Annotated in this window: 2 protein-coding genes; both read right to left on the bottom strand. The window is 73.8% G+C overall.

Going from position 1 to position 25,961, the window contains the following annotated elements; translation table 11 throughout:
• Nucleotides 1-39 precede the first annotated feature (39 nt).
• On the bottom strand, nt 40-10,224 hold the full coding sequence (locus CP982_RS34950; protein ID WP_150514125.1) for a type I polyketide synthase: 10,185 nt from the start codon (nt 10,222-10,224) through the stop codon (nt 40-42).
• A complete protein-coding gene (locus tag CP982_RS34945; RefSeq protein WP_150514124.1) occupies nt 10,225-25,839 on the bottom strand; it encodes a type I polyketide synthase in 15,615 nt (5,204 codons plus the stop codon). It abuts the gene before it with no gap.
• Nucleotides 25,840-25,961 lie beyond the last annotated feature (122 nt).

The raw sequence follows: 25,961 nt of genomic DNA, 5'->3' as shown, positions 1-25,961 counted from the left end.
GCTGCTTCGGGCACGTCTTCGGGTACGTCTTCGGGCATGTCAGGTGAGGCCCAGCTCGTCGTCGAGCGCGTCGAAGAGTTCCTCGTCCGAGACCGTGTCCAGGTCGAGGTCCAGGTCGTCGTCCGCCGGGCCGCCCGCCTGGGCCCCCTGGCTCCGGGGTGAGCTCCAGCGCGACAGGAGGGTCTGCAGCCGGATGGTGATCTTCGATTGGGCGATGCTGTCCGCTTCCATCGCGAGCAGGGCCGACTCCAGGCGGTCCAGTTCGTCGAGCACGGAGAGGCCGGAGAGGCCGGAGAGGCCGCCCCCGCTCCCCGCGTCGCCGAGCGGCAGCGCGGTGGCGAGGTGGGCCGCCAGGGCGGCCGGGTTCGGGTAGTCGAAGATCAGCGTGGCGGGCAGCCGCAGGCCGGTGGCCCCGTTCACGGCGTTGCGCAGTTCGACGGCGGTGAGCGAGTCGAAGCCCAGCTCCCGGAAGGCGCGGTGGGCCTCCACGGCCGCCGCGGACTCGTAGCCGAGGACGGCCGCCACGTGGGCGCAGACCAGTTCGGTGAGCACCTTGTCGCGCTCGGCCGCGTCGAGGCCCGCCAGCTGGGCGAGCAGGGGTGCCTGGCCCGCCGGTTCGGCCGCGGCCCCGCCGCCGGCCGCGGCGCGCCGTGCCGGGGTGCGGACGAGGCCGCGCAGCAGCGCCGGTACGCCGTCGGCGTCGGTCTCCGCCGCGGCCCGCAGGGACGTCGCGTCCAGGCTCAGGGGGACGAGGGCGGCGGGCGCGTCGGCGGTGGTGACCGCCGCGTCCAGGAGGGCCAGGCCCTCCTCCGTGGACAGCGGGGCGACACCGCCGCGGGCCATGCGCTGGCGGTCGGCGTCGGCGAGGCCGTCCGTCATCTCGCTCTCCTGGGCCCACATGCCCCAGGCGAGCGAGGTCGCCGGGAGGCCCTGGGCGCGGCGGGCGGCCGCGAGGGCGTCCAGGAAGCTGTTGGCGGCGGCGTAGTTCGCCTGGCCCGCGCCGCCGAGGACTCCGGCGGCGGAGGAGAACAGGACGAACGCGGACAGGTCGCGTCCGGCGGTGAGTTCGTGCAGGTTGAGCGCCGCGTTCACCTTGGCGCGCAGCACGGTGTCGACGCGCTCCGGGGTGAGTGAGGTGACGACGCCGTCGTCGAGGACGCCCGCCACGTGCACGACCGCGGAGACGTCCGCGCCCTTGGTGTCGAGGAGCCCGGCCAGGGCGTCCCGGTCGGCCACGTCACAGGCGGCGATCGTCGCCGTGGCACCGAACTGGGCCAGTTCGGCCAGCAGTTCGTCCGCCCCGGCGGCCTCCGGGCCGCGACGCGAGACGAGCAGCAGGTCGCGTACGCCGTGACGCTCGGCCAGGTGGCGCGCCACCTGCCGTCCCAGGCCGCCGAACGCGCCCGTCACCAGGACGGAGCCCTCGCCCCAGGGGGCATCGCTCCCGCCGGTGGCCGCGACGCGGGCCAGGCGCGGCACGAACGCCGTACCACCGTGGACCGCCACCTCGGGCTCACCGGAGGCGAGCACAGCGGCGAGTACGGACTCGTCCGGACCTGCGGCGGTGGGGCCGTCGGTGTCCGTGTCCACGAGGACGAACCGGCCCGGGTGTTCCGAGCGGGCCGACCGCACCAGGCCCCACACGGCCGCGCCGACCGGGTCCGCCGCGCCGTCACCGGCGGCGACGGCGCCGCGCGTGACCACCACCAGCGGCAGCGTCTCGAACCGCTCGTCGGCCAGCAGGCCCTGAACCACGCCCAGCGCCTCGGCAAGGCGTGCCGACACGGCCTCCGCGCTCACCGCGCCCTCGGCGCCGCCGGCCCGCCACACCACGGCGTCCGGCAGCTCCTCGCTCGCTCCGAGGTCATCGTAGGAGGTCAGCGCCATCGTGGCGGCGGCAGGCAGGGGCTGCGGCCGCCACTCCACGTGGAACATCGAGTCGTCGGCCGCGCCGCCGCCGAGCCGGTCCACCGCGACCGGCCGGAAGACCAGCGAGTCGACGGTGGCGACCGGGTCGCCGAGCCCGTCCGAGACGGCGAGCGACACACCGTCGCCGCCCGCGGGGGCGAGCCGCACGCGCAGCGTGGACGCCCCGGTCGCATGCAGCGCCACACCGCTCCAGGCGAACGGCAGCCGCGCGCCGCTGCCCTCGGCCCCGGTGTCCCGGGGCACGCCGAGGCCGAGCACGTGCAGAGCCGCGTCGAGGAGCGCGGGGTGCAGGCGGAAGGCCTCCGCGCCTTCGGCCTGCCCCTCCGGGAGCGCGACCTCGGCGAACACCTCGTCGCCGCGCCGCCACGCGGCACGCAGCCCCCGGAACGCCTCCCCGTACGCGAAGCCCAGCTCCGTCAAGTGCGCGTACAGGCCCTCGACATCGACCTCGGCGGCGTCGCGCGGCGGCCACTCGGCGAGCCGGAACTCCGCCTTCCGCAGCCCGCCGCCGGCGAGCACGCCGGTGGCGTGCGCGGTCCACCCGCCGTCGGCCGCGTAGTCGTCGCGCTCCTCACGCGAGTGCAGGACGACCGCGCGCCGCCCGTCCGCGTCCTCGGCTCCTACGCCGACCTGGAGCTGTACGGCACCACGCTCGGGCAGCACCAACGGAGACGCCAGCGTCAGTTCCTCAAGGACACCGCAGCCGACCTCGTCACCGGCCCGCACCGCCAGCTCCACGAACGCCGTGCCCGGCAGCAACACCCGCCCCGCCACCGCGTGATCCGCCAACCACGGATGCGTCGCCAGCGAAAGCCGCCCGGTGAAGAGGTGGCCGTCCGAGTCGGCCAGCGGCACGGCCGCACCCAGGAGCGGGTGCCCCGCCGCGACCAGACCCGTCGCCGACACGTCGCCCGCCGCGCCCGCTCCCGTGCCCGCGCTCGGCCAGTAGCGCCGCCGCTGGAAGGCGTAGGTGGGCAGCTCGACACGGCGGCGCGGCGCCGTGTCCGCGTACAGCGGCGTCCAGTCGACCTCGGCTCCGCGTACGTGCAGCTGCGCGAGCGCGGTCAGGAACGTGCCGGGCTCGGCGCGGTCCTTGCGGACGGCGGCAACCAGGCCCTTCTGGGCGGCCGGGTCCGTGAGCGTGTCGTGCGCCATGGCCGTGAGCACGGCGTCGGGGCCCAGTTCGAGGAGCGTCGTGACGCCGTGCCCGGTGAGGGCCTTCAGGCCGTCGTGGAAACGGACCGCCTCGCGGACGTGCCGGACCCAGTACTCGGGATCCCTCAGCTCGGCGGGATCGGCCAGCTCACCGGTGACGTTCGAGACGACCGGCAGGCTCAGCTCCCCGTACGTCAGGCCCTCGGCGACCTTACGGAAGTCCGCGAGAACGGGGTCCATCAGGGGCGAGTGGAAGGCGTGGCTGACCTTCAGCCACTTCACCTTCCGGCCCTGACCGCGAAGCGTCTGCTCCAGGCCTTCGAGCCCGCCGCGCTCACCGGAGAGCACCAGCTGCGCCGGGCCGTTCACCGCCGCCACACCCACACGGTCGGCGATCCCGTCGAGCAGCGGCAGCACGTCGGCTTCCGTGGCCTGGACGGCCAGCATGCCGCCGCCCTCGGGCAGGGCCTGCATCAAACGACCCCGCGCCGCCACCAGTCGGGCCGCGTCCTCGAGGGACCACAGCCCGGCCACATACGCGGCCGCCAGCTCACCGATCGAGTGCCCGCCCACAATCTCCGGACGTATGCCGAAGGACTCCGCAAGTCGGAACAGCGCCACCTCGATCGCGAACAGCGCAGGCTGCGCATAACCCGTCTGCTCAAGCAGCCCCGCATCCGTACCGAACATCACGCTCTGGAGCGAACGTTCTACCCACTGATCCAGATACGAGCACACCTCGTCCAACGCGTCCGCGAACACCGGGAACGTCTCGTACAACTCCCGGCCCATGCCGATCCGCTGGCTGCCCTGGCCGGTGAAGACCACCCCGAGGCGGCCCTCGGTGACCGTGCCGGAGACCACGCCCGGGCCGCCGGAGGCCAGTGCTTCGAGGCCTGTGCGGAGTTCATCGCTGCCCCGGCCCAGGACGACGGCCCGGTGTTCGAGTGCGGACCGGCCCGTGAGCAGCGACCGGCCGACGGCCACCGGGTCCAGGTCGGGGTGCGTGACCATGTGCTCGCGCAGCCGGTCGGCCTGCGCCCGCAGGGCCTCCGCGCTGCGGCCGGACACCAGCCAGGGCACGGCCGTGACGGGGGCGACCGGCTCCACGACCTCCACGGGTTCCTCGATGGGGGCCTGCTCCACGATCACGTGGGCGTTCGTACCGCTCACGCCGAAGGACGAGACGCCCGCGCGGCGCGGCCCGCCGTCCTGGCGCCCGGCCCACTCGCGCGTCTCCGCGAGGAGTTCGACAGCGCCCGCGGACCAGTCGACGTGCGTGCTCGGCCGGTCCACGTGCAGGGACTGCGGCAGGACCCCCTGGCGCATGGCCATGACCATCTTGATGACGCCCGCGACACCGGCGGCGGACTGGGTGTGGCCGATGTTGGACTTCACCGAGCCGAGCCACAGCGGCTGACCTTCGGGACGCTCCTGGCCATAGGTGGCAAGCAGCGCCTGCGCCTCGATCGGGTCGCCCAACGTGGTGCCCGTGCCATGCGCCTCGACCGCGTCGACATCGGCGGCCACGAGGCCCGCGTTCGCCAGGGCCGCACGGATGACGCGCTGCTGGGACGGGCCGTTGGGCGCGGTCAGGCCGTTGCTGGCACCGTCCTGGTTCACGGCGGAGCCGCGTACGACCGCGAGGACTTCGTGACCGTTGCGGCGGGCGTCGGAGAGGCGCTCCAGGAGGAGCAGGCCGACGCCCTCGCCCCAGCCGGTGCCGTCCGCCGCCTCCGCGAACGGCTTGCAGCGGCCGTCGGCGGCCAGGCCGCGCTGGCGGCTGAACTCCAGGAACGCGGCCGGGCTCACCATGACGGTGACACCGCCCGCGAGGGCCATGTCGCACTCGCCCTGGCGCAGCGCCTGCGCCGCCAGGTGCAGCGCGACCAGGGACGACGAGCACGCGGTGTCGACGGTGACCGCCGGGCCTTCGAGCCCGAAGCTGTACGAGATGCGGCCGGAGACGACGCTCGTCGCGTCACCCGTCATCAGGTAGCCCTCGACGCCCTCCGGGGCGTGGGCGAGCCCCGCCGACCAGCCCTGGGAGCAGGCGCCGACGAACACGCCGGTGCTGCTGCCGTGCAGGGCCGATGGTGCGATGCCCGCGCGTTCGAACAGCTCCCAGGAGGTCTCCAGGAGGAGCCGCTGCTGCGGGTCCATGGCGAGGGCCTCGCGCGGCGAGATGCCGAAGAGCCCGGCGTCGAACTCGGACACGTCGTAGAGGAAGCCGCCCTGCGCGGCGAAGCCGGTGTCGGCGGAGCCGCCCTGTTCCGCCCCCCAGCCCCGGTCGGTGGGGAACACCGAGATCGCGTCGGTGCCCTCGGCGACGAGGCGCCACAGGGCTTCGGGGCTGGTGGCGCCGCCGGGGTAGCGGCAGCTCATCGACACGATCGCGATCGGGTCGTCATCGTCGGCGCCCGCCACGCGCCCGGCCGCGACCACGGCCGTCTCGGGCTCCTCCACCAGCTGCGTACGCAGGTAGCCCGCGAGCGTGGCGGACGTGGGGTAGTCGAAGACGAGGGTGGTGGGCAGCTTCAGGCCGGTGGCCGTGGCGATGCGGTTGCGGACCTCGACCGCCGTCAACGAGTCGAAGCCCAGCTCACGGAAGGCACGCGACGGCTCGACCGCCTCCGGACCCGCGTAGCCGAGCACGGCCGCGGCGTGGCCGCGTACGAGATCGAGGAGCTGCCGCTCCTGCTCGCGCTCCGGGAGGCCCGCGAGCCGCTCGGCCCACTCCGAGCCCGCACCCTTGGCGCCGGCCGGGGCGGCGGCCGTCTCGGGCTCGGCGAGCACCCGTCGCACCTCGGGCAGGTCCCCGATGAACGGGCTGGGCCGCGCCGAAGTGAACGAGGGCACGAACCGCTCCCAGTCCACGTCCGCGACCGCCAGGAACGTCTCGCCGTGCGCCACGGCCTGGGCGAGTGCCGCCACCGCCAGCTCCGGCGCCATCGCCGTCACGCCACGGCGCCGCAGGTGCTCCTCGGCCTGCGCGTCGGCGGCCATGCCGCTGCCGCCCCAGGCGCCCCAGGCGACGGAGGCGGCGGGCACGCCGCGGGCCCTGCGGGCCTCGGCGAGGGCGTCGAGGTAGGCGTTGGCGGCCGCGTAGGCGCCCTGGCCGCCGCCGCCCCACACGCCGGAGTTCGACGAGAAGAGCACGAAGGCGTCCAGGCCTTCGGAGTCGACCAGTTCGTCGAGGTGGGCGGCGCCCGCCGTCTTCGCCCCGTACACCTCAGCGATGTCGGCGGCGGACATGTCCGCGATGGGGAACGACGGGCTCACACCGGCGGCGTGGAAGACGGAACGCAGCGTATGGCCCTTCGCCGTCAGCTCGTCCAGGAGTCGTACGACGGCATCGCGGTCGGCCACGTCACAGGCGGCGACGGTGACCTGGGCGCCCAACTCCTCCAGTTCCGCCCGGAGTTCGGTCGCGCCGGGCGCGTCCGGGCCGCGGCGGCTGGTGAGCACCAGGTGCTCGGCGCCCTCGCGGGCCAGCCAGCGCGCCACGCGCCCGCCGATGGCGCCCGTACCGCCGGTGATCAGGGCGGTGCCGCGCGGCGCCCACTCCACCTCCGGGCCGTCGAGCGGCGCGTGCGCGAACCGGCGCGTGAACACGCCCGTGTCCCGCACGGCGAGCTGGTCCTCGTCGCCGAGCCCCGTGAGGATCGACGTGAACCGGGACGCGGCGCGCGTGTCGTACGCCGACGGGAGGTCGATCAGACCGCCCCAGCGGTCCGGATACTCAAGGGCCACGACCCGGCCGAGGCCCCACAACTGGGCCTGCTCCGGGCTCTCGACACGGTCGCTGCGGCCGGTCGACACGGCACCCCGGGTGACCGCCCACAGCCGGGCCTCGATGCCCGCGTCGCCGAGGGCCTGCACGAGGGCTACGGTCCCGGCCAGCCCGGCAGGCACACCCGCGTGCTCCGCGTGCGGGGCCTCCTCGAAGCCGAGCAGCGACACCACTCCCGACAGCTCCGCGTCAGCGACTTCCCGCAGCCGGACGGCCAGAGCCTCGCGCGTCAACTCCCGCGCCATGAAGCGTAGTTCGGACACCTGCGCACCGGCCTGCGTCAGCGCCTCGACGACACCGGGCGCCCAGGCGTGCTCGCCCGCGCTCTCCGGTACGACGACGAGCCAGCGGCCCGTCAGGGCGGGCACGGGCAGGCCGCCCGCCTGCGGCTTCCAGGTCACGCGATAGCGCCAGGTGTCGATCGTGGACCGCTCGCGCCGCTGCCGCCGCCAGGACGCGAGGCCCGGGAGGACCGCGCTCAACGAACTCTCGTCGACATCCACGAGAGTGGACGTCAACTGCTCCAAGTCCTCGCGCTCCACGGCCTCCCAGAACCGGGACTCCACCTCGTCCGTGGCCGACGCGGCCTCGGCGTCGGCGTCCTGGTCCGGGGCCAGCATCCAATAGTGGTCGCGCTGGAAGGGGTAGGTGGGGAGGTCGACGACGGTTCCGGCGCCCGGGCAGAACGCCTTCCAGTCCAGTTCGACGCCGTACGTGTGGGCTTCGGCGAGGGACGCCGTGAGGCGGTCGGCGCCGCCCTCGTCGCGCCGCAGGGAGCCGAGGGTGGCGGCCTGGCTGTCGGTGGCGTCGATGGTGGCCTGCACCGGGACCGTGAGGACCGGGTGCGGGCTCATCTCCAGGAAGAGGCTGTGGCCTTCGCCGAGCAGGCCACGGGTGGCGTGTTCGAACAGAACGGTCTGGCGGAGGTTGCGGTACCAGTAGCCCGCGTCCATCGGCACGTCCAACCACGAACCGGTCAGCGTGGAGTACAGCGGGACCTCGGCAGCCTGCGGGCTCACCCCCTCAAGAGCCTCACCGATCTGCGCCTCGATCTCCTCCACGTACGAGGAGTGCGAGGCGTAATCGACGGGGATCGTACGAGCGCGGATGTCCTGACCCGTGCAGCGCGCGACCAGCTCCTCCAGGGCCTCCGGCTCGCCGGAGACGACAACCTGGGCCGGGCCGTTGACGGCCGCGACCTCGATCCGGCCCTCCAGACCCCCGATCAGCTCGCGTACGTCCTGCTCCGGCAGCGGCACGGACACCATGCCGCCCTTGCCGGACAGCTCACGGATCGCCAGGCTCCGCAGAGCCACCACCCGCGCGGCATCCCGCAAGGACAGAGCCCCCGCCACACACGCGGCGGCTATCTCGCCCTGGCTGTGACCCACCACGGCGGCGGGCTTCACCCCGGCCGCCTCCCAGACGGCGGCCAGCGACACCATCACCGCGAACAGCACGGGCTGGACGACGTCGACACGGTCGAAGCGGTCACCGCCCAACTCCTCAAGGAGGTCCCAGTCCACGAACTCGCCCAGCGCCTCCGCGCACTCCCGCATCCGCTCCGCGAACACCGGCGACTCATCGAGCAGTTCACGTGCCATCCCGGCCCACTGCGAACCCTGCCCCGGGAACACGAACACCGGACGGACCACCCCGCCGAGCGCACGGCCCGTGAGGGCACCCCCGTCGGCAAGGCGCTCAAGCCCGGCAAGGAGGTCGTCCCGGTCGCGGCCGAGGACGACGCCCCGGTGCTCGAAGCGCGAGCGGGCCACCGCCAGGGACCAGGCCACGTCGGCCGGTCCCAGACCGGTGTCGGCGAGGAATCGCTCGCGCAGCCGTGCCGCCTGGGCCCGCAGGGCCTCCGGGGTGCGGCCCGAGAGTGCCAGCGGGATCACGCCCGGCACCACCGAGGGCGCGGCGTCCTGATCACCGCCGCCGGGCTCGGGCTCGGGCTCCCCTATCTGCTCCACGATGACGTGGGCGTTCGTACCACTGACGCCGAAGGAGGAGACGCCCGCGCGGCGCGGGCCGCCGCCGTCCCGCTCGGCCCACTCGCGGGCCTCGGTCAGCAGCTCGACGGTCCCCGCCGTCCAGTCCACCTGCGGGGTCGGCTCGTTGACGTGGAGCGTCTGCGGCAGCACCCCCTCGCGCATCGCCATGACCATTTTGATGACACCGGCGACACCGGCGGCGGCCTGCGTGTGGCCGATGTTCGACTTCAGCGAGCCGAGCCACAGCGGCCGGTCGGCCGAGTGCTCCTTGCCGTACGTGGCGATCAGGGCCTGCGCCTCGATCGGGTCGCCCAGGGTCGTACCGGTGCCGTGCGCCTCCACGGCGTCCACGTCGCCCGGCTTCAGGCCCGCGCTCGTCAGGGCGTCACGGATGACACGCTGCTGGGAAGGACCGTTCGGCGCGGTCAGGCCGCTGCTGGCGCCGTCCTGGTTGACGGCGGAGCCCCGTACGACCGCGAGGACCTTGTGGCCGTTGCGACGGGCGTCCGACAGGCGCTCCAGGAGCAGCAGGCCCGCTCCCTCGCCCCAGCCGGTGCCGTCCGCCGAGGCGGCGAAGGACTTGCAGCGGCCGTCCGTCGACAGACCGCGCTGGCGGCTGAAGTCGATGAACGTGCCCGCCGTGGGCATCACGGTCACACCCCCCGCGAGGGCGAGGGTGCACTCGCCCTGCCGCAGCGCCTGCGCGGCCAGGTGCAGGGCGACCAGGGACGACGAGCACGCCGTGTCGACGGTGACGGCCGGGCCTTCGAGTCCGAGGGTGTAGGCGACGCGGCCGGAGACGACCGAGCCCGCGTTGCCGGTGCCGATGTAGCCCTCGACGCCTTCCGGCAGGGCGTGCAGTCGGGTCGCGTAGTCGTAGTACATGACGCCCGCGAAGACGCCGGTGCGGCTGCGGCGGAGCGAGACCGGGTCGATGCCCGCCCGCTCGATCGCCTCCCACGCGGTCTCCAGGAGGAGCCGCTGCTGCGGGTCCATGGCCGTGGCCTCGCGCGGCGAGACGCCGAAGAACGAGGCGTCGAACTGGGGGGCGTCGTAGAGGAAGCCGCCCTCCGCGGTGTAGCTGGTGCCCTGCTTGTCGGGGTCCGGGTCGAACAGCTCGTCCGTGTCCCAGCCGCGGTCGGCGGGGAACGCGGAGATCGCGTCGGTGCCGTCGGCGACGAGCCGCCACAGGTCCTCGGGCGTGTTCACGCCGCCCGGGTAGCGGCAGCTCATGCCGACGATCGCGATGGGCTCCTGGCGGGCGTCCTCCAGTTCCCGCACCCGGCGGCGGGCGTCGCGCAGGTCGGTCGTCGCCCGCTTCAGGTAGTCGAGGTACTTCTCCTCGTTCGCCATTTACAGCGCCTCCTCGAAGCGGTCGGGCCGGTCCGTGTCCGAGCCTGTGTCTGAGCTGATGTCTGAGCCGGTGTCTGAGCCGGTGTTCGGGCTTGTCTCTGCGGGAGTGCAGAGTTCGTCGTCAAGCAGGTCGAAGAGTTCGTCGGCGGTGGCGCCTTCGATGTCCTCGAGCTCCTGCCGCCGCTCCGTGACCGGGGCGGCGGTGTCGCGCGTGGTGTCCCAGGCGGTGAGCAGCGACCGCAGCCGACCCGCGACGCGGTCCCGTTCGGTGCCGTCGGTGTCGCCGCCGACGGCCTTGAGGACGCTCTCCAGGCGGTCGAGCTCCGTGTCCAGGTCGCCGGGGGCGACCGGGGTCACGGCCGTGGCGGGCAGTTCCTCCGACAGGTACTCGGCCAGGGCGGCCGGGTTCGGGTAGTCGAAGATCAGTGTGCTGGGCAGCCGCAGTGCGGTCTCGGCGTTGAGGCGGTTGCGCAGCTCCACGGCCGTCAGGGAGTCGAAGCCGAGCTCCAGGAAGCCCCGGCTCAGCTCGACGGCGTTCGGCGACGCGTAACCGAGCACGCCCGCCACGTGCGTACGGACCAGGTCGAGCAGGATCCGGTCGCGCTCGGCGCCGGAGCGGCCCGCCAGGCGCTCCACCAGGGAGTCCGTGCGTGCGGCGCTCGCGGCCGTGGTGTCCGGGCCCGCGCTGCGGGCGCGCCGGACGGCGGGCCTGACCAGGCCCCGGAAGAGCGCGGACAGCGTCTCCTGCGGCTGGGTGCGCAGCGCCGCGGTGTCGATGCGGATCGGGACGAGCGCCGGGTGCTCGCTCTCCGGGGCGAGGTCGAGCAGGGCCAGTGCCTCGTCCGTGCCGAGCGCGAGGATGCCGCCGCGCGCCATGCGCTGGAGGTCGGCGTCGGCGAGGCCGCCCGTCATGTCGCTGTCCTGGGCCCACAGGCCCCACGCAAGGGCGGTCGCCGGGAGCCCCTGGGCGCGGCGGGTGGCCGCGAGCGCGTCCACGAAGCTGTTGGCCGCCGCGTAGTTGGCCTGCCCCGGACCGCCGAAGACGCCGGACGCCGAGGAGAACAGGACGAACGCCGACAGGTCGAGGCCCGCGGTCAGCTCGTGCAGGTGCAGCGCCGCGTCCACCTTCGGCCGCAGCACCGCCTCCACACGCTCCGGAGTCAGCGAGGAGACCACACCGTCATCCAAGACCCCCGCCACATGCACGATCGCCGAAAGCTCCGCGCCACGCTCGTCCAGGAGCGCCGCCACGGCGCCCCGGTCGGCCATGTCGCACGCGGCCACCGTCACCTTCATGCCCAGCGCCCGGAGTTCGTCGCGCAGTGCGGTCGCCCCTGTGGCGTCCAGGCCTCGGCGCGAGACAAGAAGCAGGTCCCGTACGCCGTGACGCTCGGCCAAGTGCCGCGCCACGACGCGCCCCAGGCCGCCGAACGCGCCCGTCACCAGGACCGTGCCCTGGCCCCATGGGGTGTCGTCGCCGTCGGCGGACGCGGCCGTGACCCGGGAGAGCCTGGGCACCCAGAGCGAGTCGCCCCGCACGGCTGCCTCCGGCTCGCCCGACGCCAGCACGGTGCCGAGCACCGACACGTCGATGCCCGCGTCCATGTCCGCGTCCGCGTCCACATCCACGAGGAGGAAGCGGCCCGGGTGCTCCGAGCGGGCCGAGCGCACCAGGCCCCACACGGCGGCGCCCACCGGATCCGGCGCCGCGTCGCCGACAGCGACCGCGCCCCGCGTCACGACGACGAGGCACGAGGACTCCGACCGCTCGTCCTTCAGCCAGCCCTGTACGACACCCAGCGCCTCGGCCAACCGCGCCGACACGACCTCGGGCCGCAGCTCGCCACCGGACCCACCGGCCTCCCACACCACCGCCGCCGGAACGTCCCCTCCGGCGTCCAGCTCCTCGTACGAGACGTACGAGGCCGACTCGGCGGACGACGACGCCAGGGCCTGGGGCGTCCACTCCACGTGGAAGACGGAGTCCGCGTGCGGGTGCCCGCCGCTCATCCGCTCGATGAGGTCCTTCGACATGGGCCGGAAGACGAGTGCGTCGACCGATGCGACCGGCGTGCCCGTGGTGTCCGCGACCTCCAGGGAGACGCCGTCCGCGCCGTTCGGCGCCAGGCGGACGCGCACGGTGGCGGCGCCCGCGGCGTGCACGGTGACTCCGGTCCAGGTGAACGGCAGTCCACCGGTGGCCGGTTCCGTGTCGACCGCCGCATCCCCGGCAGCACCGATGGCCCGGGCGTGGAGGGAGGCGTCGAGGATCGCCGGGTGCAGGCCGAAGGAACCGGCCTGCGTGTGCTCGCCCTCCGGCAGCGCCACCTCGGCGAACACCTCGTCGCCGCGCCGCCAGGCGGCACGCAGCCCCTGGAACACCGGCCCGTAGTCGTAGCCCGCCGTGGACAGTTCCTCGTAGAGCCCGTCGACCACGAGGGGCTCCGCGTCGCGGGGCGGCCACGACCTCAGATCGTCGGACGCGGCGGGCGCGTCCGGCACGGACTCGGTCAGGGTGCCGGTGGCGTTCTTGGTCCAGGCGTCGGCCGACAGGCCCTCGGTTCCGTCGCCCGGCTCCGGGCGCGAGTGCAGGCTGAGGGGCCTGCGCCCGGCACCGTCGGGAGCCTCGACCCGCAGCTGCACCTGGATGCTGCCGCGCTCGGGCAGCACGAGCGGCGCGCCGAGGGTCAGCTCGTCGAGTACGCCGTAACCGATCTGCCCGCCCGCGTACGTGGCCAGCTCCACGAAGGCCGTGCCCGGCAACAGGACGCGCCCGGCCACCGCGTGGTCCGCCAGCCACGGATGCGTGGCCAGCGAGAGCCGCCCGGTGAAGAGGTAGCCGTCGGCGTCCGCCAGCGGCATCCCCGCGCCCAGCAACGGGTGCCCCGCCGGCACGAGCCCCGCGGACTCGACGTCGGCGACACCGGCGGTCTGCCGGAGCCAGTAGCTCTGGTGCTGGAAGGCGTAGGTGGGCAGGTCGACGCGGCGCCGGGACTCGACCGGGGTGTAGAGCGGTGTCCAGTCGACGTCGGTGCCGCGTACGTGCAGCTGCGCGAGGGCGGCCAGGAAGGTGTCCGGCTCCGGGCGGTCCTTGCGGACAGCGGCGACCAGGCCCGCCTGCGCAGCCGGGTCCGTGAGGGTGTCATGCGCCATCGCCGTCAGGACGGCGTCCGGGCCCAGCTCCAGGAGCGTCGACACACCCTGGCCGGTGAGGGCGTTCAGGCCGTCGTGGAAGCGGACCGCTTCACGGATGTGCCGGACCCAGTACTCGGGATCCTTCAGGGCAGCTGGATCGGCCAGTTCACCGGTGAGATTGGAGACCACCGGAAGCGACACATCCTGATACGTCAACTGCCGTGCCACGCGCCGGAACTCGTCCAGAGCAGGGTCCATCAGCGGCGAGTGGAAGGCGTGCGACACCTTCAGCCACTTGACCTTCCGGCCCTCGCCCCGCAGGGTCTGCTCCAGAGTTTCGAGGGTGGAGCGCTCACCGGAGAGCACGACCTGCGCCGGGCCGTTCACAGCCGCCACACCCACACGGTCCGACACATCCGCCAGCAACGGCAGGACGTCGACCTCCGCAGCCTGGACAGCGAGCATCGCCCCACCCTCGGGCAGCGCCTGCATCAACCGGCCCCGCGCGGCCACCAGTTGCGCCGCATCCTCCAGTGACCACAGCCCGGCCACATACGCGGCCGCCAGCTCACCGATCGAGTGACCGCCCACGATCTCGGGGCGTACGCCGAAGGACTCCGCAAGTCGGAACAGCGCCACCTCGATCGCGAACAGCGCGGGCTGCGCATAACCCGTCTGTTCAAGGAGGTCCGCGTCCGTACCGAACATCACGCTCTGGAGCGAACGTTCTATCCACGGATCGATATGAGCACACACCTCGTCCAGCGCATCCGCGAAGACCGGGAAGGCCTCATACAGCTCCCGGCCCATGCCGACCCGCTGACTGCCCTGGCCCGTGAACAGGACGGCAAGACGGCCCTCGACCACCGAACCCGAGGCGAACGTTTCAAGCCCGGTCAGGAACTCCTCCTGCTCCCGGCCGAAGACCACCGCCCGATGCTCATGCACGGCCCGCCCCGACAGAAGCGACCAGCCCACGTCCACCGGATCCAGCCCGGCGCCAGCCGCAACATGCTCCCGCAGCCGCTCGGCCTGCGCCCGCAGCGCCTCCGCACTCCGGGCAGAGACCAGCCACGGCACCGCCGTGACCGGCACCACCGGCTCCACACGCTCGGCGGGCTCCTCGACCGGCGCCTGCTCCACGATCACATGCGCGTTCGTACCGCTCACACCGAAGGAGGAGACACCCGCACGACGCGGCGCATCCGCACGTTCCACCCACGCACGAGGCTCCGTAAGGAGTTCAACCGCACCCGCCGACCAGTCCACATGCGAACTCGGCCGGTCCACATGCAACGTCCGCGGCAGCACACCCTCACGCATCGCCATGACCATCTTGATGACGCCCGCGACACCGGCAGCGGACTGGGTGTGGCCGATGTTGGACTTCACCGAGCCGAGCCACAGCGGCTGACCTTCGGGACGCTCCTGGCCATAGGTGGCAAGCAGCGCCTGCGCCTCGATCGGGTCGCCCAACGTGGTGCCCGTGCCATGCGCCTCGACTGCGTCGACATCGGCAGCCGCGAGGCCCGCGTTCGCCAGGGCCGCACGGATGACGCGCTGCTGGGACGGGCCGTTGGGCGCGGTCAGGCCGTTGCTCGCGCCGTCCTGGTTCACGGCGGAGCCCCGTACAACCGCGAGGACCTGGTGACCCTTGCGGCGAGCGTCCGACAGACGCTCAAGCAGGAGCAGGCCCACGCCCTCCCCCCAGCCCGTGCCGTCCGCCGCCTCCGCGAAGGCCTTGCAGCGGCCGTCGGCGGCCAGGCCGCGCTGGCGGCTGAACTCGATGAAGGCGCCGGGGTTGGACATGACGGTCACGCCGCCCGCGAGCGCCATGTCGCACTCTCCCTGGCGCAGCGCCTGCGCCGCCAGGTGCAGCGCGACCAGGGACGACGAGCAGGCCGTGTCGACCGTCACCGCCGGGCCTTCGAGGCCGAACGCGTACGAGAGGCGGCCGGAGATGACGCTCGTCGCGCCGCCCGCCAGCAGGTAGCCCTCCACGCCCTCGGGGGTCTGCCGCAGGCCCGAGCCGTAGCCCTGCGAGGACGCGCCGACGAACACGCCCGCCTGGCTGCCGTGCAGGGTCGCCGGGTCGATGCCCGCGCGTTCGAAGGCCTCCCACGCGGTCTCCAGGAGAAGCCGCTGCTGCGGGTCCATGGCAAGGGCCTCGCGCGGCGAGATGCCGAAGAAGACGGGGTCGAACTGGTCGGCGTCGTAGAGGAATCCGCCTTGGCGGGCGTAGCTGGTGCCCCGGTTCTCGGGGTCGGCGTCGTAGAGGGATTCGAGGTCCCAGCCACGGCCTCCGGGGAACTCGGACATCGCGTCTTCGCCCTCGGCCAGCAGGCGCCACAGGGCTTCGGGGCTGGCGACGCCGCCGGGGTAGCGGCAGCTCATCGACACGATCGCGATCGGGTCGTCATCGGCGTCCACCGCACGCCCGGCAGCGACAGCAGCCGGGCCCGTCTCGGGCTCCCCCACCAGCTGCGTACGCAGGTAACCCGCGAGCGTGGCGGACGTCGGGTAGTCGAAGACGAGGGTCGTGGGCAGCTTCAGGCCGGTGGCCGTGGCGATGCGGTTGCGGACCTCGACCGCCGTCAACGAGTCGAAGCCCAGCTCACGGAAGGCACGCGACGGCTCGACCGCCTCCGCGCCCGCGTAGCCGAGGACCGAGGCCGCCTGCCCGCGCACCAGGTCGAGGAGCTGCCGCTCCTGCTCCGCCGCCGCGAGACCGGCGAGCCGCTCGGCCCACTCGGAGCCCGGAGCGCCCTGCTTGCCCGCGCCGGAACCGGCGCGCTCGGGCTCGGCCAGGGCGCGGCGCACCTCCGGCAGGTCGCCGATGAGGGTGCTGGGCCGCACCGACGTGAACGAGGGCGCGAACCGCTCCCAGTCCACGTCGGCGACCGCCAGGAACGTCTCGCCGTGCGCCACCGCGCGGGCGAGCGCGGCGATCGCCCGCTCCGGCGCCATCGCGGCCAGGCCACGGCGTCGCAGGTGCTCCGCGCCCTCGTCCCCGGCCATGCCGCCACCGGCCCACAGGCCCCAGGCCACGGAGGTCGCGGTGAGGCCGCGGCCGCGCCGGGCCTCGGCGAGGGCGTCGAGGTAGGCGTTGGCGGCCGCGTAGGCGCCCTGGCCGCCGCCGCCCCACACGCCGGAGTTCGACGAGAAGAGCACGAAGGCGTCGAGGTCACCGGAGTCCAGGAGCGCGTCGAGGTGGGCGGCTCCCGCCGTCTTCGCGCCGCACACCTCCGCGATGTCGGCGGCGGACATGTCGTCCAGCGGCTGCGTCTGCCCGACGCCCGCCGTGTGGAAGACGGACCGCGGGGTGCGCCCCTCCGCGGCGAGTTCGTCGAGGAGTCGTACGACGGCATCGTGGTCGGCCACGTCACAGGACGCAAACGTGACCTCGGCCCCCAACCCCTCCAGTTCCGCCCGGAGTTCGGCCGCGCCAGGCGCGTCGAGGCCACGGCGGCTCGTGAGCACCAGGTGCTCGGCGCCCGCGCGGGCCAGCCAGCGCGCCACGTGCCCGCCGATGGCGCCCGTACCACCGGTGATCAGAGCGGTGCCGCGCGGAGTCCACGGCTTGGCCTGCTCGGCCGGCTCGGACCGTGCGAGGCGGCGCACGACGACGCCGGTGCCGCGCACGGCAAGCTGGTCCTCTCCCCCGACTCCCGCGAGGACGGCCGTGAAGCGCGCGCCCGCCCGTGTGTCGTACGACTGCGGAAGATCGACGAGACCGCCCCACCGCTCCGGGTGCTCCAGGGCCACGACCCGGCCGAGGCCCCACAACTGGGCCTGCTCCGGGCTCTCGACACGGTCACTGCGACCGGTCGACACCGCACCCCGGGTCACCGCCCACAGCCGCGCCTGAACACCCGTGTCACCGAGGGCCTGCACCAACGCCACCGTCCCGGCCAGACCAGCCGGAACACCCGCGTACTCCGCATGCGCCGACTCCTCGAAACCGAGCAGCGACACCACACCGGCGAGGCCACCGTCGACGACACCCCTCACCCGAGCGGCCAACGCCTCACGCGTCAACTCCGCCGCTGTGACCCGCAGTTCCGTGATGTCCGCACCGGCCCGCGCCAGGGCGTCGGTGATGCCTGCCGCCCACGGGTGGTTCCCCGCGCTCTCGAGCAGGACGACCAGCCAGCGCCCGGACAGGGTGGACGCCGAAAGGGCGCCGCTCGGCAGCGGCTTCCAGGTGACGGAGTAGCGCCAGCTGTCGATCGTGGACCGCTCGCGCCGCTGCCGCCGCCACGACGACAGCACCGGCAGTACGGCCCCGAGCTCGGCGGCGGAGCCGTCCGCCACCTCCAGCTCAGCAGCCAACTGCTCCAGGTCCTCACGCTCCACCGCCTCCCAGAAGCGGGAGTCCATCTCGTTCGCGGCGACCGGTTCGGCGTCGTCCGCCGACGCGAATTCGGGCCAGTAGTGCTGCCGCTGGAAGGCGTAGGTGGGCAGGTCGGCGACGATGCGCGCACCGGGGAGAAGTGCCTGCCAGTCGAGTTCGACGCCGTACGTGTGCGATTCGGCGAGGGAGGCCATGAGACGGTCGGCGCCGCCCTCGTCACGGCGGAGGGAGCCGAGAGTGGCCGCCGGGCTGTCGGTGGCGTCGATCGTCGCCTGCACCGGGACCGTGAGGACCGGGTGCGGGCTCATCTCCAGGAACAGGCCGTGGCCCTCGGCGAGAAGACCACGTGTCGCGTGCTCGAACAGGACCGTCTGACGCAGGTTGCGGTACCAGTAGCTCGCGTCCATGGGGATGTCGAGCCAGGTGCCGGTCAGGGTCGAGTACAGCGGGACCTCGGCGGCCTGCGGGCTCACCTCCGCCAGGGCTTCGTCGATCTGGGCCTCGATCTGCTCCACGTACAACGAATGCGAGGCGTAGTCCACCGGGATCGTCCGGGCCCGGACATCCTGACCGGTGCAGTGCGCGACCAGCTCCTCCAGCGCCTCCGGCTCACCCGACACCACCACCTGGGCCGGGCCATTGACAGCCGCGACCGAGACACGCTCGCCCCACGCCGCGATCAGCTCCCGGACCTCCTGCTCGGGCAGCGGCACGGACACCATGCCGCCCTTGCCCGACAGCTCACGGATGGCGAGGCTCCGCAGCGCCACCACCCGGGCCGCGTCCCGCAGCGACAACACACCCGCCACGCACGCGGCCGCGATCTCACCCTGACTGTGACCCACCACAGCAGCGGGCTTCACCCCGGCCGCCTGCCAAACAGCCGCCAGCGACACCATCACCGCGAAGAGAACGGGCTGGACCACATCCACCCGGTCAAACCGGTCCCCGCCCAACTCCTCCAACAGATCCCAATCCACAAACTCACCGAGCGCGTCCGCGCACTCCCGCATCCGCTCCGCGAACACCGGTGATTCATCAAGGAGTTCACGTGCCATACCGGCCCACTGCGAACCCTGCCCGGGGAACACGAACACCGGACGGACCGACCCACCCAGCACCCGGCCGGTGACGACGCCCTGGGCGGTTCCTTCGCCCTCGGCCAGTCGTCCGAGGGCGGCGAGGAGGTCCTCGCGGTCGCGGCCGAGGGCGACGCCCCGGTGCTCGAACCGCGAGCGGGCCACGGCGAGCGTCCAGGCCAAGTCGTGCATGCCCGACTCAGTGGGGGACAGCAGGTGTTCGCGCAGCTGGGCCGCCTGGGCCCGCAGGGCATCGGACGTCTTCGCCGAGAGGGCCAGCGGCACCACGGGCGTCAGCGGCGCGGCGCCGTCGGCCGCCTCGTCCGGGCGGACCGGCTCGTCGGCCATGGGCGCCTGCTCGACGATGACGTGGGCGTTCGTGCCGCTGACGCCGAAGGAGGAGACGCCCGCGCGGCGCGGACCGCCGCCGTCCCGCTCGCCCCACTCGCGGGCCTCGGTCAGCAGCTCGACGGCGCCCGCCGTCCAGTCCACCTGCGGGGTCGGCTCGTCCACGTGCAGCGTCTGCGGCAGCACCCCCTCACGCATCGCCATGACCATCTTGATGACACCGGCGACACCGGCGGCGGCCTGCGTGTGCCCGATGTTCGACTTCAGCGAGCCGAGCCACAGCGGACGGTCCTCGGAACGCTCCCGCCCATAGGTGGCGAGCAGCGCCTGCGCCTCGATCGGGTCACCGAGCGTGGTGCCCGTGCCGTGCGCCTCCACCGCGTCCACGTCCTCGGTGGAGAGACCGGCACTGGCGAGGGCGGCGCGGATGACGCGCTGCTGGGACGGGCCATTGGGGGCGGTGAGGCCGTTGCTGGCACCGTCCTGGTTGACGGCGGAGCCCCGTACGACGGCCAGGACCCGGTGGCCCTTGCGGCGGGCGTCCGAGAGGCGCTCCAGGAGCAGCAGGCCGACGCCTTCGCCCCAGCCGGTGCCGTCCGCGGCGGCGGCGAAGGACTTGCAGCGGCCGTCGGCGGCGAGCCCGCGCTGGCGGCTGAACTCGATGAACGTGCCGGGGGTCGACATGACGGCGACACCGCCCGCGAGGGCCATGTCGCACTCTCCCTGGCGCAGCGCCTGCGCCGCCAGGTGCAGCGCGACCAGGGACGACGAGCAGGCCGTGTCGACCGTGACCGCCGGGCCTTCGAGACCGAAGGTGTACGAGATGCGGCCGGAGGCGACGCTCGCGGCGCTGCCGTTGCCGACGTAGCCCTCCAGGTCGTCGAGGCCGCCGGGGGCGCTCAGGAGGTGGGTGGCGTAGTCGTTGTACATGACGCCGACGAACACGCCGGTCGAGCTGCCGCGTGCGGTCGTCGGGTCGATGCCCGCGCGTTCGAACGCCTCCCAGGTGGTCTCCAGGAGGAGCCGCTGCTGCGGGTCGATGGACAGGCCTTCGCGCGGCGAGATGCCGAAGAAGGCCGGGTCGAAGTCGGCGGCGTCGTAGAGGAAGCCGCCCTCGCGCGTGTAGAAGGAACCGACGCTGTCCGGGTCGGGGTCGTAGAGCGCGTCGACGTCCCAGCCCCGGTCGGCGGGCAGGTCACCGATGGCGTCGACGCCGTCGGCGGCGAGGCGCCACAGGTCCTCGGGGGTGGCGACGCCGCCCGGGTAGCGGCAGCTCATGGAGACGATCACGATGGGGTCGTCGTCCTCGGGGGCCGTGCCCGTCGTCGTACGGGCCGTTCCCCGGGGGTGTGCCGCCGCGTCCGTGCCCAGGAGTTCTTCGAGGATGTGGCGGGCGAGGACGGTGGCGGCCGGATAGTCGAAGGCGAGCGTCGCGGGCAGGCGCAGGCCCGTCGCGGCGGTGAGGCGGTTGCGCAGTTCGACGGCGGTGAGCGAGTCGAAGCCGACCTCGCGGAAGGCCCGGTCGGGCGCGATGGCGTCGGCGGACGGGTAGCCGAGGACGGCGGCAGCGTGGCCGCGCACCAGCGTGAGGACTTCCTCCTCGCGGTCCGCCTCCGGCAGCGCGGCGACGCGCTGGGCGAGGGCGGAGCCCTCCTGCTTCCCCGCGGCGGCCGCGGTGCGCCGCTGGGGCGCGCGGACCAGAGTGCGCAGGAACGGCGGAACGCCGTCGGACGCGGCCCGGGCGCGCAGGCCCGCGAGGTCCAGGCGGACCGGCACGGTCAGCGCGTGGCCCGCGGCGTGGGTCGCGTCGAAGAGGGCGAGGCCCTCGGCGCTGGAGAGCGGGGCCGCGCCCGCGCGCGTCCTGCGGTCCAGCTCGCCCGCGCCCAGGTGGGCGGTCATCTCGCTGGCCTGGGCCCACAGGCCCCAGGCGAGCGAGGTCGCGGGCAGGCCGTGGGCCCGGCGGTGCTGGGCCAGGGCGTCGAGGAAGGCGTTGGCGGCCGCGTAGTTGGCCTGGCCGGGAGTGCCGAAGACACCGGCGGCCGAGGAGAACAGGACGAAGGCGGAGAGGTCCAGGCCCGCCGTCAGCTCGTGCAGGTGGAGCGCCGCGTCGGCCTTCGGCCGCAGGACGGTGTCCAGGCGCTCCGGCGTCAGCGCGGTGACCACGCCGTCGTCCAGGGCACCGGCCACGTGCACGACCGCCGAGAGCCCGGCGCCGGTCTCGTCCAGGAGGGCGGCGAGCGCGGCGCGGTCGGCCGTGTCGCAGGCGGCGAGCCGCACGCGCGCGCCCGACTCCTCCAGTTCCACGCGGAGTTCGGCGGCGCCGGGCGCGGCCTCGCCCCGGCGGGAGACCAGGAGCAGGTCCCGTACGCCGTGCCGGGTCACCAGGTGGCGGGCCACCAGGCCGCCCAAGGTGCCGGTACCGCCGGTGATCAGGACGGTGCCGTCACCCCAAGGGCCCTCAGCAGCCGCAGCGGCCTCCGGGAGCGGCACCCGGGTCAGGCGCGGGGCGCGCAGGGAACCCTCGCGGATCGCCAGTTCGGGCTCGTCGGTGGCGAGCGCGGCGGCCACCGGCGCGTCGGTGGTCCCGGCCGGGTCGAGGTCGAGCAGGACGAAGCGGTCCGGGTGCTCGGACTGCGCCGAGCGCAGCAGCCCCCGGACGGCGGCGGCCACCGGGTCCGGCGCCACGTCGTCGACCGCGACGGCGCCGCGGGTCACCACGACGAGGCGGGACGCCTCGAACCGCTCGTCACCGAGCCACCCCTGCACCGCGTCGAGCGCCCGCTCCAACAGGGGGCGTACGGAGGCGAGTTCGGGCCCGGCGCCGGTGGACGGCGCCTCCGTGAGCAGCGGCAGGAGCACGGTCGCGGGCAGGTCGGCGCCCTCGTCGAGCGCGGTCCTGAGGGAGTCCAGGTCGGCGTACGTCCGTCGTACGGAGGCCGGCGCGCCGGGGGCGTCGTGGCCGATGAGCACCGCGGAGGAGAGCTGATCGTCCGTCGTCGCCGGGGCGTCGACCGGCGTCCACTCCACCTGGAACAGCGCGTCGAGCCGGGGCCCGCCGGTCAGCTGCTCCTCGGAGAGGGCGCGCAGGGCGAGAGAGCCGACGGAGACCACGGGCTGCCCGGTGGCGTCGGCGGCGAGCACGGCCACGGTGTCGGTGCCCGCCGACGTGACGCGCACCCGCAGGGTGGTCGCGCCCGTGGCGTGCAGGGTGACGCCGGACCAGACGAAGGGCAGGTGCGCGCGGTCGGTCCGCTCGATGAAGTCGCCGAGGCCGATCGCGTGCAGCGCGGCGTCGAAGAGCGCCGGGTGCAGCCCGAAGGCCTCCGTGTCGGCGTGTGCCTCCTGCGGCAGTTCGATCTCCGCGTAGACGTCGCCGCCCCGGCGCCAGGCGGCGCGCAGGCCCTGGAAGAGCGGGCCGTAGCCGTGGCCGCCCGCCGTGAGGCGCTCGTACAGATCGGACACGTCGACGCGCTCGGCCCGCGCCGGGGGCCACACGGACAGCTCCGCGGCCTCCACGGACGGCTCGGCGGGCGCGGCGGGCGCGGCGGGCAGCAGGCTGCCGGTGAAGTGCCGCGTCCAGGGGGCGTCGTCGGCGTCGCCCTGCGGGCGCGCGTACAGGCTCAGTTCGCGTCGGCCGGAGCCGTCGGGGCCGCCGACGGAGATCTGGAGCTGGACGGCGCCCTGCTCCGGGACGATGAGGGGGGCTTCCAGGGTCAGCTCTTCGAGGTGGCCGCAGCCGACCTCGTCGCCCGCGCGCAGCGCGAGTTCGACGTACGCCGTACCGGGCAGCAGGATCGCGCCGTCCACCGCGTGGTCCACCAGCCAGGGGTGGGTCTGCGTCGAGAGCCGCCCCGTGAAGAGGTGGCCCTCCGCACCCGCCAGCGCGACGGCGGCCCCGAGCAGCGGGTGCCCTGCGGCCCGCAGCCCCGCGAACACCACGTCCCCGGCGCCCGCCGGGGCGGCCTTGGGCCAGTAGCGCTCGCGTTGGAAGGGGTAGGTGGGCAGGTCGACCAGGGTGCGTTCGCCGGGGACGAGGGCCTTCCAGTCCAACTCCGCGCCGTACGTGTGCGCTTCGGCGAGGGAGGCGGTGAGGCGGTCGGCACCGCCCTCGTCGCGGCGCAGGGAGCCGAGGGTGGCCGCCGGACTGTCCGTGGCGTCGATCGTCGCCTGCACCGGGACCGTCAGGACCGGGTGCGGGCTCATCTCCACGAACAGGCCATGGCCCTCGGCCAGGAGACCGCGGGTGGCATGCTCGAACAGGACCGTCTGACGCAGGTTGCGGTACCAGTAGCCCGCGTCCATCGGGACATCCAGCCAGGTGCCGGTCAGGGTCGAGTACAGCGGGATCTCGGCGGCCTGCGGGCTCACCTCCGCCAGGGCCTGGCCGATCTGGGCCTCGATCTGCTCCACGTACGACGAATGCGAGGCGTAGTCCACCGGAATGGTGCGGGCACGGACGTCCTGGCCGGTGCAGTGGGCGACCAGCTCCTCCAGCACCTCCGGCTCACCCGACACCACCACCTGGGCCGGGCCGTTCACGGCGGCGACCTCGATGCGGCCCTCCCAGCCCGCGACCAGCTCACGGACCTCCGCCTCGGGCAGCGGCACCGAGACCATGCCGCCCTTGCCCGACAGCTCACGGATCGCCAGGCTGCGCAGCGCCACCACCCGGGCGGCATCCCGCAGCGACAGCGCACCGGCGACGCACGCGGCGGCGATCTCACCCTGGCTGTGACCCACCACAGCGGCGGGCTTCACCCCGGCCGCCTGCCACACCGCCGCCAGCGACACCATCACCGCGAACAACACCGGCTGGACGACATCGACCCGGTCGAACCGGTCCCCGCCCAACTCCTCCAGCAGATCCCAATCCACAAACTCCGACAACGCGTCCGCGCACTCCCCCATCCGCTCCGCGAACACCGGAGAATCAGCCAGGAGTTCACGCGCCATCCCGGCCCACTGCGAACCCTGACCCGGGAACACGAACACCGCACGCCCCGCGCCAGTCACCGCACGCCCCGTGATGGCAGCACCCGCAGCGAGGCTCTCAAGCCCGGCGATCAGTTCCTCGCGGTCGCGCCCGAGGACGACGCCCCGGTGCTCGAACCGCGTGCGGGACGCCGCCAAGGACCAGGCCACGTCGGCCGGTTCGCATTCGGCGGTGGTCAGGAGGTGTTCGCGCAGACGGTCCGCCTGGGCCCGCAGGGCCTCGGGGGTCTTCGCGGAGAGGGCGACCGGTACCGCGCCCGCCACGACGGGGGCCGTCTCGGGCTTCGCAGCGGCCGTCGGTTCGTCGGCGGTCGGTGCCTGCTCGACGATGACGTGGGCGTTGGTGCCGCTGACGCCGAAGGAGGAGATGCCCGCGCGACGGGGGCCGCCGTCCGCGCGCTCGGTCCACTCCCGGGCTTCCGTGAGGAGTTCGACGGCGCCCGTCGTCCAGTTGACCTCGGGGGTCGGCTCGTCCACGTGGAGGGTGGGCGGCAGGACGCCGTGGCGCATGGCCAGGACCATCTTCATGAGGCCCGCGACGCCCGCGGCGGCCTGGGTGTGGCCGATGTTGGACTTGATGGACCCCAGCCACAGGGGTTCGCCGCCTTCGGGGCGCTCCTGTCCGTAGGTGGCGAGGAGGGCCTGGGCCTCGATGGGGTCGCCGAGGGTGGTGCCGGTGCCGTGCGCCTCGACCGCGTCGACGTCGGCGGCCGTGAGGCGGGCGTTGGCGAGGGCCTGCATGATGACGCGCTGCTGGGAGGGGCCGTTGGGGGCGGTCAGGCCGTTGCTGGCGCCGTCCTGGTTGACGGCGGAGCCGCGTACGACCGCGAGGACGGGGCGGCCGGCACGGCGCGCGTCGGAGAGGCGCTCGACGAGGAGCATGCCGACGCCCTCGCCCCAGCCGGTGCCGTCGGCGGCGGCCGCGAACGCCTTGCAGCGGCCGTCGGCGGCGAGGCCCTGCTGGCGGCTGAACTCGGTGAAGACGCCGGGCGTGGAGATGACGGTGACGCCCGCGACGAGAGCCATGCCGCACTCGCCCTGGCGCAGCGCCTGCACGGCCAGGTGCAGGGCGACCAGGGAGGAGGAGCAGGCCGTGTCGACGGTGAGGGCGGGGCCTTCGAGGCCGAGGGTGTAGGCGATGCGGCCGGATTCGACGGCGGCCGCGTTGCCGGTGCTCACATAGCCTTCGACGTCCTCCTCGGCTTCGAAGAGGAGCGGGGCGTAGTCCTGGCCGTTGGTGCCGACGAACACGCCGGTGCGGCTGCCGCGTACCGTCGCGGGGTCGATGCCCGCACGTTCGAAGGCCTCCCACGCGGTCTCCAGGAGGAGCCGCTGCTGCGGGTCCATCGCCAGGGCCTCGCGCGGGGAAATCCCGAAGAATGCCGCGTCGAATTCGGCGACCCGGTCCAGGAATCCGCCGTGGGCCGTGGAACTGGTGCCCTGCTTTCCGGCGGCGTCCGGGTCGTAGAGCGACTCCAGATCCCAGTTGCGGTCGGTGGGCAGCCCCGAAATGGCGTCGCGGCCCTCGGCGAGCAGCCGCCACAAGTCTTCCGGGCCGCCCACGCCGCCGGGGAAGCGGCAGCTCATCGCGGTAATCGCGATGGGCTCCTGCGCAGCGGCCTCGATGTCCTTCAGACGTTGCTGCGTCTGATGCAGGTCCGCCGAAACCCACTTGAGATAGTCGCGCAGCGTCTCTTCATTCGCCATCAAATGTCACCTGTTCAGGACGTGTGCCGCACCTGCTGGCATACAACGGACCTGTCCGCAGCCGTTTTCTCGATGACGCTATGAGGGCGCTATACGACCAACAACCCCTACCCTCCCCCTAC

Origin of the sequence: Streptomyces spectabilis (assembly GCF_008704795.1) — a bacterium.
Lineage (GTDB): Bacteria > Actinomycetota > Actinomycetes > Streptomycetales > Streptomycetaceae > Streptomyces > Streptomyces spectabilis.
This window is presented reverse-complemented; position numbering and strand designations above follow the sequence as displayed.